The organism is Paenibacillus darwinianus, assembly GCF_000598065.1.
GTDB lineage: Bacteria > Bacillota > Bacilli > Paenibacillales > Paenibacillaceae > Paenibacillus_I > Paenibacillus_I darwinianus.
In genome coordinates, this window is the sequence record NZ_KK082193.1 from 29,280 (window position 1) to 45,730 (window position 16,451).

Consider the following 16,451-nt stretch of genomic DNA (forward strand, 5'->3'; position numbering starts at 1 on the left):
TGCCGCCGATAACGGCCGCCGCGATGGCGTCGAGCTCGTACATGACGCCCATGCTCGGCTGGCCGGAGCTGATCCGGGCCGTCAGCATCATCCCTGCGATGGCTGCAAGCAAGCCGGCATAGGCATAGATCATGATGCGGTAACGGTCGACGTTGACGCCCGCGATTTTCGCCGCCTGCTCGTTGCCGCCGATCGCGTACGTGTATTTGCCGAATTTCGTCTTGCTGAGCAGCAAATGCGAGATGACGCCGAGCAGAATGAAAATGATGATCGGAAACGGAATGCCGAGAATCGCGCCTTTGCCGATATACATAAACGATTCCGACAGGTTGGCGATCGGTCTGCCTCCGCTGTACAGAAGCGCGAGTCCGCGCGCGGCGGTCATCATGCCGAGGGTTGCGATAAAAGCCGGAATTTTGCCCTTCGCCGTAATGAAGCCGTTGACGAAGCCGGCGAACGCGCCTATGGCGAGTCCGGTCAGGAGCGGCACGATCAGCGGATATTCGCCCGGCTGCGCCATGCTGGCGACCACCACGGACACGAGCGCAATGACCGAGCCCGAGGACAGGTCGATGCCCGTCGTGATGATGACCATCGTAACGCCCATCGCCACGATGCCGATAAACGAAATTTGCCTGACGATATTGATCAGGTTCTGGGTGACCAGAAAGGAATCGGACAGGAACGACATCAGAATGATCATGCCGATCAGAACGAACAGCATGCCGAATTTGCCCATGACCTGCGAGAAGACGCCTTTGCGGCCCCGGTACGCGGTCAGGAGTCCGCCGCCGGTTGTTTCTTCGATTTTCGCGCTCATAATAAACCTCCTGCTTCTGATTGGTTAGCTGTAAGCCAGCTCCATGATGCTCTCCTGGGAAGCTTTGTCCCGCGACAGCTCGCCTTTGCGCCTGCCTTCGTGCATGACGACGATCCGGTCGCTCATGCCGAGCACCTCGGGCAGCTCCGACGACACCATGATGATCGCCTTGCCGGTCTGGGCCAGCCGGGACATCAGCTTATGAATTTCCGCCTTGGCGCCGATGTCGATGCCGCGTGTAGGCTCGTCGAGAATAAGGATATCGGGGTTGTTCATCAGCCATCTGCCGAGCAGCACCTTCTGCTGGTTGCCCCCGCTCAAATTCATGATCTGCTGGTTCAGGCTGGGCGTCTTGACGTTCAGCCGCTCGACGAACGCCTTGCACATATCGTTGACGAGCTTGCCTTTGATGTAGCCTTTGCCGATGAAGTTGTCGATGCTCGAGATAATCATGTTGTCCTTCACGGACAGGGGCAGGAAGGCGCCGGTAATTTTGCGGTCCTCCGTAAGCAGCCCGATCTTCTGGCGGATCGCATCCTGCGGCGATTTGATCGCAACCTTCTTGCCGCGGATATGAATCTCGCCGGAGTCCGCCGGGTGGATGCCGAAGATCGTCTCGATCACTTCCGTGCGTCCGGAACCCATAAGGCCCGCGATGCCGAGTATTTCACCCTTCCGAACCTCGAAGCTGACGTCCTCGAACACGCCCTTCCTCGTCAGGTTGCGTACCGACAGCACGACTTCCTCAATGGGTGCGGGCTCCTTGTGAAACACCTGCTTGATTTCCCTGCCGACCATCATCTGAATAAGCGTATCCTGCGTCAAATCGGCCGCCGCCTTGGTGCCGATGTATTGTCCGTCCCTGAAAACCGTAATATCGTCGCTGATGCGGAATATTTCATCCATTTTGTGCGAGATGTAGATGATCGTGACGCCTTTTGCCTTGAGCGAGGCAATGATGGAGAACAACTGCTCGACTTCTTTTTCGGTAATGGCGGAGGTCGGTTCGTCCATGATGATCAAATCCGCGTTGTGGGATACGGCCGTCGCAATTTCGACCATTTGCATATTGGCAATGCTCAGATCTACCATTTTCGCTCGCGGGTCGATATTCATGTTCAATTCCTGAAACAGCCGTCTGGCTTCCTCGTCCATCTTCTTGCGGTTGATCCAGCCGAAGCCCTTGGTCTCTTCGCGCCCCAGAAAAATATTCTCCGCAACCGTCATATGCGGAATCGGGCTCAATTCCTGATGGATCATCGAAATGCCGAGCCGAATCGCATCCCTGGATCCATTCAGCTTGACGCTCTCGCCCTTGTAGCGGATCGTACCGCTGTCCGGCGTATAGATGCCGAAAATAATCTTCATCAAGGTGGATTTGCCGGCGCCGTTCTCGCCCATCAGGGCGTGGACGGTTCCCTTGCGGACCTTAAGACGAATGTTATCGAGCGCCTTTACACCCGGAAATTCTTTCGTAACGCCGTCCAGCTCCAGGATGTATTCGGAATCCATGTCATCACCGCCCTTTATGGTTGTCGGAAAAGGGAGACCAGGCATCGCTGCCCGGCCCTCCCCGTTCGTTACGATTAGCCCTGCCACTTCTTGACGTACTCTTCCACATTCTCAGGCGTGACCAGCTCGAACGGCACGTTGATCATTTTGTTGTCGATCTTCTCGCCGCGCGCCGCTTTGATCGCGGTTTCAACGCCGATCTGTCCCTGGCCCATCGCGTTCTGAAACGCCGTCACCTTCAGCTGGCCCTTGCGCACGTATTCCAGCGCATCCATCGTGCCGTCGATGCCGGCAACGATCGTATTTTCCAGCTTGCCTGCCGCCTCCAGCGCCATGATCGCGCCGATCGCCATTTCATCGTTGTTGGAAACGACCGCGTCGATCTTCTCGCCGGATTGGATCCAGTTCTCCATCAGCGTCAAGCCTTCCGCTCTTTGCCAGTTCGCGGTCGCTTCGCGGACGATCTTGATGTCCGGATTTTTCGCGACGACGTCCTTGTTGCCCTGCGTCCGCTTGACCACGGCCTCTTGACCGAGCTGGCCGTTCATGATCGCGATGTTGCCTTTGCCGCCGAGCAGCTCGGCCACCTTCTCCATTTGGATCGTTCCGGCTTCGAGCGACTCGGAGCCTACGTAAGCGTAAACTTTCTCGAGCGCCGATTCGTTCGGCATACGGTTGACCGCGACGACCGGGATGTTGGCTGCATTGGCCGCGTCGAGCATCGGGTCGACCGCTTCCGTCTCAACCGGAATCAGGATGATCGCGTCCACCTTCTGCGTCACGAACGTCTCCATCTGGGAAAGCTGCTTGCCGGAATCGTTCTTCGCATCGACCATGACGACCTCGATGCTGTCGTCGGCTTCATCAACCGCTTTGATGGAGTCGTAGAGGTACGACAGCCACTTGTCGTCGAAAATCGGCATGGCGGCGCCGATTACGATTTTGTCTTTTTTCTCTCCGCCTGCGTTGGCCCCGGCGTTTGCATCAGCCGCTTCAGCGTTTGCTCCGGCGTTCGATCCCGCATTCGCCGCTTGCGCATCTCCGTTCGATCCGCCGTTGTTCGTTCCCCCGTTGTTCGCTCCGCAGCCTGCCAGCAGTGACGCTACCAAACCGACGATCAAAACCAAAACCCAACCTTTGCTTTTTTTCATGCTTGCTGAACCCTCCTGGTTTATGTTTTTGATAACGCTTTCAAAACCTTTTTGAACGTTGGTGCGATTCGAAGGCCTCCCTTCACGTTCAATGCTCTGACTGGTCTAGGATGGATGGTTGCTTTGTTTTGTGTAAAGCCAATTTTCTTCGATTTAGGGTAATCGGTTACCCTAATGTGACCATTATATTTGACGTTCACAGTTTTGACAAGCGTTTTTTAAAGCGTTTACATGGCGGTTGTTGGGTGTATTTTTGATAAATCAGTGATAAATCTCACTGAATCTCGGTTTTTTTCTCGAATGCACATTATTTTAAGGTTAATCGGTTACCCCTCCCATGAGATATAATCACGAGAATGCGGCAAGCGGCGAGTATAGTACCTTTTTAATAAGCGAAATTTTATTTATTAATTTAAACCAAATCAAAGGGGCACATTAATGTGCCCCTCCAGCTTGTCGAGAAACCCTGCGTCTTTAAAGATGCAGGGTTCTCTTCGTTTGCCTCGGCCTGTCGGGCGGTTCCGGCGCCCCGTTACCCGGCGGGTTTACCGGTGATGCCTTACCGAGCGCATCAAAGCGCATTGTGCCCGTTGGATTTCATCCAGCGCAAATCAAGTTGTCGTCTTCTTCTCTGCGGCTATATTGGATTCTCTCCAGCCAAATGAAGCAGGAAAGAACGGTTCAGATGAGAATACGGGTTTTTCGTTGGACGCTATCCAACATAGACCGGCCTATCAGCGAAAAGAGGACGTTTGATTGGAGGATTTCCAACCAAGAAATGCGCGATTGGTCAAAGAATTATCTTTGAGTTTCCAAATGCCGACCGGTATGATATGGCAGGAACAGTCGGGTTTTCGTCATTCAGCATGGCGTGGCCAAAGGGCACATAAAATGAACAATTTCTGCTCTTAGAATCTTTCGTAATTTTGTTGAAAACTTTCCAAAAACGGCTTTCAAAGCTTCGCCGTCGACTCGCGAATCGAGAGCCCGGGGAGCATCCGGATCCGCTGCTTCGGCGCGTCGGCCTGCTCGATTTTGCGGATGATCGTATCCGTCACATGCTTGCCCAGCTCGCTCACCGGCATGGAAACGGATGATAGCTTGGGCGTCACGAGGGCACAAAGCGGCGTATCGTCGAACCCGATGACCGACAGCTCGTCCGGCACCGGGATGCCGCGCGCCTTGGCCGCCTGAAGCACGCCGATGGCCAGCACGTCGTTGCAGCCGAAAATCGCGCTCGGCCGGTCGGGGCGGTCCAGCAGCCGCGCGGCAGCCTCTTCCCCTCCCTGATAGGTGGAGCCTCCGATGACGATCAGGTCCTCCTTAAAGGGAATACCGGCCGTTTCGTGCGCATTTTTATAGCCGCGAATGCGCTCCACGGCGCTGATGGAGTCCTCGCCAACGACGCCGATTCTCCGATGGCCGAGCCGATGCAAATATTCCGTCGCCATGTAACCGCCCATATAATCGTCCACCGTGATGCTGTCGACCGACAGATCCGCCCGTTCGTGCGCGAACAGCGCAACCGGCACATCGTCGCGGATCAGCTCCTTCAGCAATTCCTCGTTCTTGAACTTCGAGGCGATAATAAACCCGTCGACGCGGCGCTGCCTGAGCAGCGTCACGTGCCGCTCCTCCTTCACGGGGTCGTTGTCGGTGCTGCACAGCACGACATTATAGCCGAGCTCCTGGCCCCGAACCTCGATATGCTTCACGAACTGGGCGTAAATCGGGTTATCGATATCCGGAATGAAGAACGCGATTTGGTAGGTAGATTTCCCTTTCATGGCCGATGCCAGCATGTTGGGCCGATAGTTGAGGTCGTCCATGATTCGGGTGACCCGCTCGCGCGTTTTTTCGCTGATTCTTCCGGTGTTGTTAAGCACCTTCGACACGGTCGCCGTAGAGACGCCCGCAAGTCTGGCTATATCGTAGATCGTAGGTTTCATCCGAACACTCTTCTCCTTCGGCATTTGAGCGGACGCCCCTCCCGCGATAGCGGCGGCGCTTAAGGCTCTTTCCCATTATAAAGACCGGAACGGCGTTCCAGCAACCTTATATGGGCGCCGCCTTCTCCAGCTCCAACGAACGGTTTGCCGTTCCACAGAATCTCGTGAATGCCGAATCCGCTGAACTGCCTATCATGCCGTCAGCCTGTTATGCGTTCAATTTAATTCCGGCAATTCCGACAAATAAGGAATCGAGTCCTGCGCTCCGCGCCGGGTGACGGATATGGAGGAAGCGTACTGGGCCATATCGACGGCTTCGTCCATCGTTTTGCCTGCAGTGATCATGGCGGCCAGCGTGCCGGAGAACGTATCGCCCGCCGCCGTCGTGTCCACGGCTTGGACCTTGCGTCCTGCCTTATGCACCACATCGGTGCCATTGTGATACACGACGCCCTTCTCCCCCAGCGTGACCAGTGGATAACGAATGCCCTTTTGTTTCAACACGTTCACGGCAGCCCGGGCGTCGTCCACATCGCTCACTTGGACATTCGTATACAGCCGGCATTCAATTTCGTTGGGCGTGAAATAGTCCACCCCGGCCAAGGCGGCGGCGTCCAGCGGCAGGGCCGGTGCGGGGTTGAGGAAAATCGGCACTTTGCCCTTGGCCAATTCGATCGTGCGGTATACGGTCTCCAACGGAATCTCCAGCTGCAGCATGACGGCGGATGCGGACTGAATGGCGTCACGGAAACCTTCGACATACGCCGGCGTAACCCGGTTGTTCGCCCCGCTGTCGAGAATGATACGGTTGTTGCCGCCGCAGACCGTGATTGCCGCCACCCCGGTCATCACGCCCGATTCCACCGTCAAATACTCGCCCCTTACCCCGAATTGAACGAGTTTATCCCGAATGGACCGGCCGAAAATGTCGTCTCCGACCTTCCCCATCAGCCAAGTTTCCGCACCCATTCTGGCGGAGGCGACAGCCTGGTTGGCGCCTTTGCCCCCGGCCGACAGGAAAAAGCCGTTCCCGTGAATGGTTTCTCCCGCTTCCGGAATCCGCGCCGTTTGTATGACCAAATCCATGTTGGCGCTGCCGATTACGATAATTTTCATGTCAAATCTCCGATAATCTGAAATGGCTAAAATAAGTTCTTGCCGCATCCAACGTACTGACCCCGAACATGCCGTAGCCGAACGTGTCGTCATCTGCCCGGAGAATCTCCTGCCCGTCAATGGACAATGCAATAGTTCCGCCCTGCGCGGTTATCCGGAATTCGTACTCCCGGTCGAGCTGCCATGGGAAGGCGGCTTCCGCCAGCTTGCGGCAACCGAAATCGTTGAGATAAATCGCCACGCGATTCTCCCCGTCGAATCCCGCGTGATAACCGCGCTGCGCGCCCTGTGCCCGGACCGCGACGAGATGGGACCGGCCGGATTGCGGTTTCAGCTGTACCGACACCGTATAATCGGCGGCGAAATAATTCCCCGTATAAGCCTCGCAAGCTTCCGGCGTCATCAAGTACATCTTGCCATCCGCAAGACTCCATGCGCCATGGTTATGGGCAAAAGGCGTTACGCAGCCGAAGTTGACCGCCTGTTTGGCAAAGTCGATGCTATAATCCGCTTTGCCGTAGATTCTGAATTCATCGATGAAAACACGGCCCAGACTTTTGAATTTGCCCGGAGAATACCCCTCGAGCACAATGCCGACTTCATCGATCAGCTCGCCCTCCGAGTCGGGAATTTGGAATTCGACGAGCAGCCATTCGCTGTGAACGAGTTTCCGGTAGCCCTGCACCAGTTCCTTCTTGCTTTTGGCAAGGCGCACGTAAGGCGCTATCCCTATGGTTTCATTGCCGTTCCATTGGTCAAGATAAATCTGCATGGATACCGTCTGCCCGGAATAAGCCTTCGGCGCGAACGTAGGGGAATACCGCTCGTCGTTGAATTCGTCCCGGTTATAGAACGGCTTGTAATAGATTTTGCATTGATCCCCGCGAACCATCCGGTCGAACAGCACTTCCAGGGAACCGGCGCCCTTGAATGCCTTTTCCGTAGAATGTTTGGCGGCGCAGAAGAAGGGATTCGAGAGGCGGATATTGTGCGTGGAGCCCGGCAATTCGAAATCGAAATAGATTTCCCCTTCGATGAAGCTGTCGCGCAACGCTTGCGGACATTCCTCGCCGGCGAGCCGGAAGCCTAGAATCGCCAACTCCTTGGCATAGGTGGGAATGTCGAGAATGTTGAGATAGCCGGAAATGCCTGACATCACGATGCTGTCGTTGATCGGCTTCCGATATTTATCGGCAATGCCGTCAATGCCGCAGGCGACGCCCAGCACGGTGCCGACGTTGCCGGCGTTGCAATCCGTGTCCCAGCCGCACATGGCGGCGATCTCGACAGTACGGTTGAAATCGCCCTGCCCATAGATAAGCGCGAGAATGCACACCCCGGCGTTCGGAATCATGTGGCAGACGCCGGGATACTTGTCGTAGCCCCAATCTCTTTCCAGCCTATCGCGGCATGCCCGAAAGTCGCCAGGATGCTGCTGATGGAACGCCAGCACCGCCCGTGCGACTTTCATATAAGAAGAGTTTGCCGGCACTTGTGCGAGGCCTGCTTCTATAATTTCGCCAACATCGGATGTTTCGAACGCTTTGGAGATCGCCGCGCAGAAAAAACGCGCTCCCCAAACGCCTTCCCCGTCATGGGACACCCGGGCGGCAGCCTCGCCGAAATCGGCAGCCTTCTTCGGGTTGCACGGATTCACCAGTCCCCACGTGTCGATGAAGATTTGGCCGCCGATCTGCTCCGCGATCACTTTGCCATTCTGGGCGATGGAGCCGGACTGCGGAGCTGGAATGCCTTTCTTCAAATTGATATAGGCCGTATGCTCCGTGCTGACCCCGTAGCCGCCCCACCAGAACATGCCCACGCCTTCACGCGCATAATTGAGCCAAGCCCTCGCCACGTCGTTGGGCGTAATGTCCCGGTCCTTGGCATCGTCGTACAGAGCGCGCAAAAAGTAATACGGCCCGTTGGCGTCGTCGTCGGCGGCGAAGTTTTTAAATTCTTTGACATAACCCGTGATGTCGCCGTAGGTGTTCCGGATTCTCTCATACGTCCATATGGTAGGTTCTACCGGTGCTCCTAGCCGAATCCCGATATTCATGCCCAAATAACCGGCGTACACTTTCTCCAAATAATTTGACGGAATCATTCCAAGCACCTTCCTTAGTTCATCGAGCGAAATTGAATCGCCCTGATATCGTGCGCTTCGAAATCGCGCTTGATGATTTCGGCGGCGGCTTCGCTGAAGCGCGCCGCATGGTCTTCGAGATTTTGCCGGTTGACCGTTTCCAGCCGTCCGATGTCATCCGCAGGTATCGCGTTCAAACCATGCTTGGCTCCCAGCACCGCTCCGATCATGACGCCGATCGAATCCGTATCGCGTCCGGAGCTGACGCCGTCCTTGACGGCTTCGGCCAAATCCCCGTCGTGCAGCAGGATATAGGCCAGCGCGAGCGGCAGTTCCTCGATGGAGTAAAGGCGGCTCGGCGTGTAGTGGATCGAAGGAATGCCCACTTTGCCGATGCTGCGGCTCACATCGTCGCCCATCGGCGAATAGGGGGCGATTGCCTCGTGGAACCGGCTGACGATCTTATCGCGATCCCCTCTGTCCAGACGAAGCGCAACCGCGGCTTCACATAGAGCGTGAATCGCCCGTTTCGTTCCGTCTTTGGCATAATGCAGCGCCGTATCCGCAATGTCTTCGACCGTCGCATCCGGCTCGAACGCCTTCGCCACGCAGCATGCCATCACGCCGGCGGCTTCCAGCCCATAGCTGATCTGATGCCCGGAAGCGAACAGGATGGCTTCGTCATATGCGCCTCTGGGGTTGCCGGCGTTCACCACGCCGACCGGCGCGATGTACATGGCGGCTCCGCAGTTGACCATATTGCCGTAACCCCCTTCGCGGGGCTCGCAATTAGCCAGTACATGGCGGTTGAAAATGTGCTTTTCCGGATAAAACAGCCGGTCCAGGATCATCGCCTCTCTGCCGAACTCCGGGATATACCGTGGCCGGAAGGCGATTTCTTTGACGAACTCGCAAGCCATGTCGTAAGCGTCAAGATGGCGGCGTTCGTTCACATACACATTCATCAGCGCTAAAGTCATGAGCGTATCGTCGGTGACGATCCCGTGGCCTCTCATCCGGGACAGCCGGTCGCTCTCCGCGAAATCGGCTTTCCACCATTTCGTGTCCGTCGTTTCGATTCTGCCGTATTTGTCTTTGATTTCACCGTAAGTCAACTTTTCCACGACCGCGCCCATCGCATCGCCGTAGGCGGTGCCGTAGACGACGCCTTTGACCCTGTCCGTGAATGAAACCACACCAACCATCCTTTCAAAAAAGGCGGGGGCGCGAGCGCCCCACAACCTGCGATTTCCTTATTTCAAAACCGTGTTCGCATAATCGGCCACTTCTTTGCCGCCTGCCGCATTCCAGGATTCGACGAACTTGGCGAAGTCCTCGGATTTCACCTTTCCGACGACGTAATTCGCCGCGAACTCATTGTAAACCGCGAGGCTGGCGTCCCACTTGCCGGCCAGCTCGGCAGGCATGACGAACGCATTGTCTTTCGTGGACATGCCGGTAAACATTTCCATCGACTTGACGGCCGGCTCGGAAAGGTAAGGCGTTGAAGGATCGAATTCCTGTGCGGGTTTGAAGTTTTCCAAGTTTTCCACGAAGTGAGGAAACCACGCGGCAAACTTGTCGGTCAGCTTGATTTTGCCGTTCGTGATCTGATACTCTTCGCCCTGGATGCCCAGCTTATCGAGCATTTGGCCTTCCGGACTTGCCATGTATTCCAGGACGGCAAACGCCTGATCTTTGTTCTCGGACGTGCTGGCGATCGCCATTCCGCGGGATTCCTTGCTGACGTCGACCGGCAGGTAGCCTTGGGCTGCGCCTTTGGCCGGCGGCAGCACCATAATCTTCGCCGATTCGCCGTTCTGGCCGACGGTTTTCGTATTATAAATATCGATGATTTTCCCTTGTGTGCCGGCTATGATTGCGGCTTCCCCGTCGTAGAATGCTTTCTCCTTCGTGTCCCACTTTTTGGTAAGAAATTCGGGATCAAGCAAGCCTTCCTTGTAAAGCTTCGCGTAAAAATCCAGCTTGTCTTTCTCGGCTTGCGTCGTGGATGCGAATACGTATTTGCCGTCGGCGCCTTTGACCCAGGTAGAGGTCAACCCGAACGCCTGGTTGAACATGACGTCGATTTCCGGCAGCAAGCCTGCCACGGTGTATACGTATTTCGCGCCGCTCACTTGTTTCAACTCTTTGAAGAAGTTGTAGTAGTTGTCGACCGTCGGGTTTTCCAACAGCGCTTTGCCCGAAGCCGTCTTGTCGAACCAATCCTGACGGACGACCGGTACCTGAGCGCGGATCGGCGCCGCCCACACCAGGTAAGGATAGCTTTTCATTCTTTCTTTATTCAGTTCGGACAGAGATGCTTTGAGGTAGGTCGATTTCTCGATATAGGGAGTCAGGTCCTCCAGAATTTTCTGGTTCACGGCAAAATTATAGTCGCCTCCCTGGAAGTAAATCAGGTCCGGAATATTGCCGCCTTGCAGAAGCAGTCCCAACTTTTCCGAATAAGTACCGGCTTGCACCGGCACGATTTCCAGCTTGATCGGAGTGCCCTGCTTCGCCATGCCCTCTTCGATCGCTTTCACCAGCTTGATCGTATTCGGATCATCCGGCGGCATATCCTTATTGACAATCTTGAGCGTGACGGGTTCTTTATTGTCCGGGCTATCCGCCGATTGCGAAGCCGAAGGCGATCCGGAAGCGCCGCCTTCATTTCCTTCGCCGCCGCTTTTGCTGCAAGCGGTTACAAGCAGAAGGCTTGCAACCAGGACGAACCATAACTTCTTCATGTTTCTGCCTCCCTGGGTTTCTCATGTTTTTTATTCTTTAATGCCGCCTTCCATCACTCCGCTGGTATAATACTTCAGAATGATGGGGTACAGCACCAGAATCGGAATCATGGCAATCACGATAGTAGCGGCCTTCAGCGCCGAGAAGTCGAGCTGCGCCACCTCGTTGTTGCTGAGCAGCGTAGCCGCGCTGAGCAAGGCGGTCGAGTCGTTGTCGACGACGAATTGCCTCAGCAAAACTTGCAATACGGTTTTGTCCGGATCGGACAGGAAAATGCTTGATTTAAAAAATTCGTTCCATCGGGAGACGGCGTAGAACATCCCGATCGTCAGGAGAGGAACTTTGGCCAGCGGCAGGACAATCCGGACAAATACCCGCATATGGCCCGCTCCGTCGATCTTCGCCGCTTCGATGAGCGAGTCCGGAACGTCTTCCATGAACCTCATCATGATGATCAGGTAGAACACATTGATCGTGCGGTAGAGCACCATGGACCACAGGCTGTCGAGCAGGCGCAAATCTTTCATCACCATATACTCCGGCACGATGCCGGGCTCGAGAATCATGAAGATGATCAGAAACACCATCAGCGGCGCTTTGCCGACCAGGTTTTTGCGCGTCAGCACGTAAGCCGAGATTGTCGTGAAAAAGACGCTGAGGAGCGTACCCGTGACGGTGATGAACAGCGAATTGAGCAATGCCTTGCCGACGATCGGATTGCTGAGCACCACTTTAAAATGGAGCAGGGAAAATCCCTTCGGCAGCAGATCGTAGCCTTTCATCAGATAAACTTTGTCGGGCGACGAGAGCGCTTTGGCGAACAAATTCACGATCGGCACGAACATCGTCAGGGTGATCGCGGTGAGAAGGAGGCCGAGGATGAGCTTGGAAACGGTAAATCCTTTTGCTGCCATGCCTTCGCCTCCCTACCATGCGCCCTTGGACGTCAGTTTTTTGGAAATGAAATGTGTGGACAATACAAGCACCACCCCAATGATGCTTTTGAACAGGTTGGCCGCGGTGGCAAAGGAGTACTCGCCGTTCACCAAGCCCACACGGTAAACGTACGTATCGATAATGTCGATTCTGCTGTTGACGGATACGTTGGTGAAGTTCAGCACCTGATCCAGTCCGGCGTTCATGATGAAACCGACATTCAGGATGAAAATGGTCACCATCGGCACATACAGGTGCGGCAGCACGATGCGGGTGAGGATGTGCCAGCGGTTCGCGCCGTCGGCGTAAGCCGCTTCGTACAGACTGGGGCTGACGCCCAGGATCACCGCGAAGAAGATGATCGAATCCCAGCCGATGCTGCGCCACGCTTCGCTGATGACAAGCACCCAGCGGATGGTGTCCTTGTCGGTGAGAAAGTCTCGAGCCGGGAAGCCGAACAGTTTGATCAATTCATTCACGGCCCCCGTCGAAGGCGACAGGAATTCGAACCAGATGCCCGCGATGACGACCCAGGAGAGGAAGTGGGGCAGATAGGACACGACCTGGATCGCCTTGCGGAAACGGCCGTTATGAAACTCGTTCAGCATGAGCGCGAATATAATCGGGATCGGAAAAATCAGAATCAACTTCATTGCGCTGATGATCAGCGTATTGGCCAGCACGGTGGAAAACACCGGCGTGCTGAACAGGATCTTGAAGTACTTCATCCCGACGTAAACGTCTTCGCCGATGATACGATAATCGAAGAAAGCCAACTTCATGCCGTAGATCGGAAGCAAATGAAAGAGGGTGAAGAAGACGGCAGCCGGCAGCAGCATCAGATATAGCACGCGGTCGGTCCAGATTTTCTTCAGCTTGTATCCCATCATAGATCCACTTCCATTTCCATAAGCGGCGCGTGCTGCTGCGCGCCGTATACGTCCCGGTCGAGGAAGGTGCCGGAAGACACCTTGCGGGCGAACGTGATTTTGAAGCCCAGCGCCTGATCGAAGAAGACGATATGGGTGATGAGTTCCGGCGCAATGTTGTACAGCTCGGAAACCTTCTGCTTGTTGATCACGCCGGATTCTTTGATCTTCCGGTACGTCGCCGGATTGTCGAAGAGAGCGTCCACCGTGATTTCGAAAGGCCCGCTGTTCTTGCTGCGCAGCACGACTGCGGCATCATATAGCTTCATGTCTACACCTCTGCGTATTCGTTGCGGAACATCTCCAGCCCGTCCGCAACTTCCATCAAGTGATAAACGGAAAATTCGTAAACGGCGCCGAACGGGACATCGCTTGGGGCGAAGGGAAACGCCAGATTGCCCGCCGTGGATTTTCTTCCTTCGTATCCGAAATGGAGAAACGTGGATCTCACCGAACTGCAGATCGCGCTGGCCACCTCTTGCGTGGCGGCGATGACTTCGAACACGACGCCCAGTTCGTGGGCCGGGCTTCGCACGGGTTCCAATTCGCCCATCACCCCGTTCAATCCATAGTTGATGAAGTTGATGCTGTACGCCTCCGGCGGAATTTCCGCGTAATACTCGATGACCTGCTGCCGGACCCGTTCCTCCACCTCTTCAATCCGCCCGACTAGCAGCGGATCCCGCACGCCCGCGATCCCGAAGGCGCGATAGGCCACCTTCATGGCGCCCTCCAGCTTGATCTTATACACCGGCGTCGGCGATATCCTGCTGCCTTTGACTTCCACGCTGCCGTCCCCGAGTTCGGTGAAGACGCATTGCTCCAAGTCCAGCACCATGCCCGGACCATGCAGGATGTAAGGATGATCTTTCTCGTAAAACGTATGGGCGGCCACGGAAACGGCCGTGCATTTGCGGCACTCGTTAAGCGCTTTCACAATAAACGAATCTTTGCGGAGAATCCCCAACATGCAGTCCTTCGTCGTACCGGGCTCCGCGGAAAGCGCCGAACACTCCAAAATTTTCCCCAAATGATAGGAGAGCGCGGTTTCGAATCCGTGGAACATCGCCACGGCCGCAAAAGGCGAGGGATCGTAAGCCCGCCCGCAGACGATAATGTCCGCCTTCTCTTCCAAGGCAGCGATGATCGGCTCGTGACCCATTTGGGCGACAATACCATTTGTCGCCTGAAGCCTTTCCGATGTGAGCGGTTTCACGGTTGAGCCGAGCGGCTCGCATTTGCCCTCCTGCAGCTTGGCTTCGACGACCTCGTGCGGTATGTCCGCCCATATGGTCGCCAGCTTGAGACCCTCGATCCTATGCTCGCGCAAAATCTCGAGTACAATCGACCGCGTCCACTCCACCTGCGCTTTGGAGCCGCTTCCGCCGGCGGAGCCGATAATGACCGGAATGCCGGCTTCCGCTCCGGCCGTAATGATGATTTCCAAATCTTTTTTGCACGCCTGCTTGCTTACGATCGCGGTATCCGCGCCCAACTTATGCGGCCCGGCATCGGTGCTCCCTGCATCGACGACGATGGCGTCCGGACAATATTCCATCCCGTTCGCGAATGACGACTTCGGAAATCCGTACCCCAGCATCCCGCAAGGAGCTAAAATTTTTAATTCTTCCATCTCTTTGACACCAGCCTCCCGGAGCTTACGGAACACCTTTTACTTCGCGGCTTCCATATGCCCCATCATCATGGAAATCTTCTTGGCCGCTTCTCCGACATGGTCTTTCAGCAGCATGATCCTCTCTTCGCTGAAGCGGACGGACGGACCGGATACCGACAAGGACGCTTTGACTTCCCCGTTCACATCGAAAATCGGCGATGCGACGGCCGCGAGTCCGACCTCTCGCTCATCCATACTGCTGGTAAAATGCTCCGAAGCGATCGTGGCCAGCTCAGCCCTCAATTTCTGCAGCTTGGGGCCGTTATCTACCGTTTGGAGAATGCTCTCCTGGAACGCTTCGCCCTGATACGCCAGGATCGCTTTGCCGCCTGCCCCCGCCCACAAGGGCAGCCTTTCGCCGATGCGGACCAGGTGGCGGATCGACATCACGCCTTCGCTCTGCTCAATGCATACCCGGTAATGTTGCTCCAGCACATGAAGATTGACCGTTTCCTTGGTAAAGTCCCGCAAATCGTCCATGATCGGCTTCGCGACTTGCCTGACTTTAATCGACCTGCCGCTGATCGAACCGAGATAATAGAGCCTGTGGCCCAGCTTGTATTTCAAGCTGTTCGGATTCTTCTGGACGAAGCCGTTGTTCTCCAACGTGGCAAGCAGCCTGGTTGTGGTCGATTTGGCCAAGTCGATTTTGTTGGCGATTTCAGTCAGGGACAGTTCGGCTTGCTCGAAAGAAAAACAATTCAAGATGTCGATGGCCCTCTGAACCGTACGCAGCGATTCATTGTCTTTCGTCTTGTCATCCGGCAAAAATCTCCACCGCCTCTGTTGTTCCGTATAGTGGAACCAGTTTTCGTATATTGGAATTTTAATTTCATCTTACACGCCAGAGTGAGGACTGTCAAGCGCTTTCAAAACAATTTTTTCCGATAGATGAGTATTCATTCCATTATGCGGAATTGTTATCTTCCTCTCCATCTAGCCGCCTCATTTACTACTCCCGCTCTCCTTCGGCGAAACGACTATCAATGGCTACTACTGCCTTCGCCATTCGAGACTTGAACCCTAAAGACAACGCCCATGCCCGGCGTCCATAAAAAGACGATCCATTCCCGTATGGGATGGATCGTCAGGCTGTTGATATTGACGCAGATCTACAAAAATTAATTCATGTTCGAGGCGCTCTCCGGCAGACTCCTATATGATGCGTTTGCCCAGCACCGACGTGACGAGCCCTACCGCCAGCCTGGCGGTGCGCCGGTTATCGTCCAGCAGCGCATTGACTTCCGTCACGTCCATCGACGTGATGCGGCCCGATTCGGCCAGCAGCTCGAGCGCGAAATGCGCCTCGCGGTATGACAGGCCGCCCGGCACCTGCAGGCCAACCCCGGGCGCCTCCAGCGGATCGAGCACGTCGGCGTCGAGGCAAACATGGATGCCGTCCGTGCCTTCGCCGGCAATCCGCAGCGCCTGTTCCACGACCCGTTCGATGCCCATCCGGTCGATCTCGTGCATCGAGAAGAAGGCGATGCGCTCCGACCGGATCCATTCTCTTTCGGCCGGCTCGA

At 55.5% G+C, this 16,451-nt stretch carries 14 protein-coding genes; all 14 read right to left on the reverse strand.

Translation table 11 applies throughout. The features are described 5' to 3' along the window. Nucleotides 1-820 (reverse strand): ABC transporter permease (locus tag BG52_RS12455; protein WP_036583662.1); only part of this gene is annotated, 820 nt, incomplete at its 3' end. 24 nt (nucleotides 821-844) lie between these two features. Next, complete coding sequence (locus BG52_RS12460; RefSeq protein ID WP_036583665.1) at nucleotides 845-2,332, reverse strand: sugar ABC transporter ATP-binding protein; 1,488 nt, start codon at nucleotides 2,330-2,332, stop codon at nucleotides 845-847. A gap of 74 nt (nucleotides 2,333-2,406) precedes the next feature. Further along, a complete protein-coding gene (locus BG52_RS12465) occupies nucleotides 2,407-3,483 on the reverse strand; it encodes a sugar ABC transporter substrate-binding protein (RefSeq protein ID WP_036583667.1) in 1,077 nt (358 codons plus the stop codon). A gap of 953 nt (nucleotides 3,484-4,436) precedes the next feature. Next, nucleotides 4,437-5,432 carry a LacI family DNA-binding transcriptional regulator gene (locus BG52_RS12470; RefSeq protein ID WP_036583670.1) on the reverse strand — a complete coding sequence of 332 codons (996 nt, stop codon included), beginning with the start codon at nucleotides 5,430-5,432 and terminating at the stop codon, nucleotides 4,437-4,439. A 216-nt stretch (nucleotides 5,433-5,648) separates the two neighbouring features. Further along, nucleotides 5,649-6,548 carry a ribokinase gene (gene rbsK / locus BG52_RS12475; RefSeq protein WP_036583673.1) on the reverse strand — a complete coding sequence of 300 codons (900 nt, stop codon included), beginning with the start codon at nucleotides 6,546-6,548 and terminating at the stop codon, nucleotides 5,649-5,651. A 1-nt stretch (nucleotide 6,549) separates the two neighbouring features. Further along, nucleotides 6,550-8,655, reverse strand: a complete 2,106-nt coding sequence (locus BG52_RS12480; RefSeq protein WP_036583676.1) for an ADP-ribosylglycohydrolase family protein — start codon at nucleotides 8,653-8,655, stop codon at nucleotides 6,550-6,552. Between the two features lie 14 nt (nucleotides 8,656-8,669). Continuing rightward, a complete protein-coding gene (locus BG52_RS12485) occupies nucleotides 8,670-9,830 on the reverse strand; it encodes an ADP-ribosylglycohydrolase family protein (RefSeq protein WP_036583679.1) in 1,161 nt (386 codons plus the stop codon). Between the two features lie 57 nt (nucleotides 9,831-9,887). Then, entirely contained in the window at nucleotides 9,888-11,384 is a 1,497-nt protein-coding gene (locus BG52_RS12490) for an extracellular solute-binding protein (protein ID WP_036583681.1), read from the reverse strand. A gap of 30 nt (nucleotides 11,385-11,414) precedes the next feature. Continuing rightward, nucleotides 11,415-12,299, reverse strand: a complete 885-nt coding sequence (locus BG52_RS12495) for a carbohydrate ABC transporter permease (protein ID WP_036583683.1) — start codon at nucleotides 12,297-12,299, stop codon at nucleotides 11,415-11,417. Between the two features lie 12 nt (nucleotides 12,300-12,311). Next, complete coding sequence (locus BG52_RS12500) at nucleotides 12,312-13,211, reverse strand: ABC transporter permease (protein WP_036583687.1); 900 nt, start codon at nucleotides 13,209-13,211, stop codon at nucleotides 12,312-12,314. Then, the gene (locus tag BG52_RS12505; RefSeq protein WP_036583689.1) at nucleotides 13,208-13,519 is read right to left on the reverse strand and encodes a DUF4387 domain-containing protein; all 312 of its coding nucleotides are present in this window, start codon (nucleotides 13,517-13,519) and stop codon (nucleotides 13,208-13,210) included. The genes BG52_RS12500 and BG52_RS12505 overlap by 4 nt, the downstream gene beginning before the upstream one ends. 2 nt (nucleotides 13,520-13,521) lie before the next feature. Next, entirely contained in the window at nucleotides 13,522-14,883 is a 1,362-nt protein-coding gene (locus BG52_RS12510; RefSeq protein ID WP_036583692.1) for an acyclic terpene utilization AtuA family protein, read from the reverse strand. A gap of 39 nt (nucleotides 14,884-14,922) precedes the next feature. After that, nucleotides 14,923-15,693: an IclR family transcriptional regulator gene (locus tag BG52_RS12515; RefSeq protein ID WP_036583694.1), complete on the reverse strand. Its 771-nt coding sequence runs from the start codon at nucleotides 15,691-15,693 to the stop codon at nucleotides 14,923-14,925. A 387-nt stretch (nucleotides 15,694-16,080) separates the two neighbouring features. Continuing rightward, the coding region (locus tag BG52_RS12520) for an arginase family protein (protein ID WP_036583697.1) at nucleotides 16,081-16,451 on the reverse strand (371 nt) is incomplete at its 5' end.

Coding starts and splice junctions, on each gene's coding strand:
- BG52_RS12500 (WP_036583687.1), bottom strand. CDS start 13,211: ATGATGGGATACAAGCTGAAGAAAATCTGGACCGACCGCGTGCTATAT.
- BG52_RS12480 (WP_036583676.1), bottom strand. CDS start 8,655: ATGATTCCGTCAAATTATTTGGAGAAAGTGTACGCCGGTTATTTGGGC.
- BG52_RS12465 (WP_036583667.1), bottom strand. CDS start 3,483: ATGAAAAAAAGCAAAGGTTGGGTTTTGGTTTTGATCGTCGGTTTGGTA.
- BG52_RS12495 (WP_036583683.1), bottom strand. CDS start 12,299: ATGGCAGCAAAAGGATTTACCGTTTCCAAGCTCATCCTCGGCCTCCTT.
- BG52_RS12460 (WP_036583665.1), bottom strand. CDS start 2,332: ATGGATTCCGAATACATCCTGGAGCTGGACGGCGTTACGAAAGAATTT.
- BG52_RS12490 (WP_036583681.1), bottom strand. CDS start 11,384: ATGAAGAAGTTATGGTTCGTCCTGGTTGCAAGCCTTCTGCTTGTAACC.
- BG52_RS12505 (WP_036583689.1), bottom strand. CDS start 13,519: ATGAAGCTATATGATGCCGCAGTCGTGCTGCGCAGCAAGAACAGCGGG.
- BG52_RS12510 (WP_036583692.1), bottom strand. CDS start 14,883: ATGGAAGAATTAAAAATTTTAGCTCCTTGCGGGATGCTGGGGTACGGA.
- rbsK (WP_036583673.1), bottom strand. CDS start 6,548: ATGAAAATTATCGTAATCGGCAGCGCCAACATGGATTTGGTCATACAA.
- BG52_RS12470 (WP_036583670.1), bottom strand. CDS start 5,432: ATGAAACCTACGATCTACGATATAGCCAGACTTGCGGGCGTCTCTACG.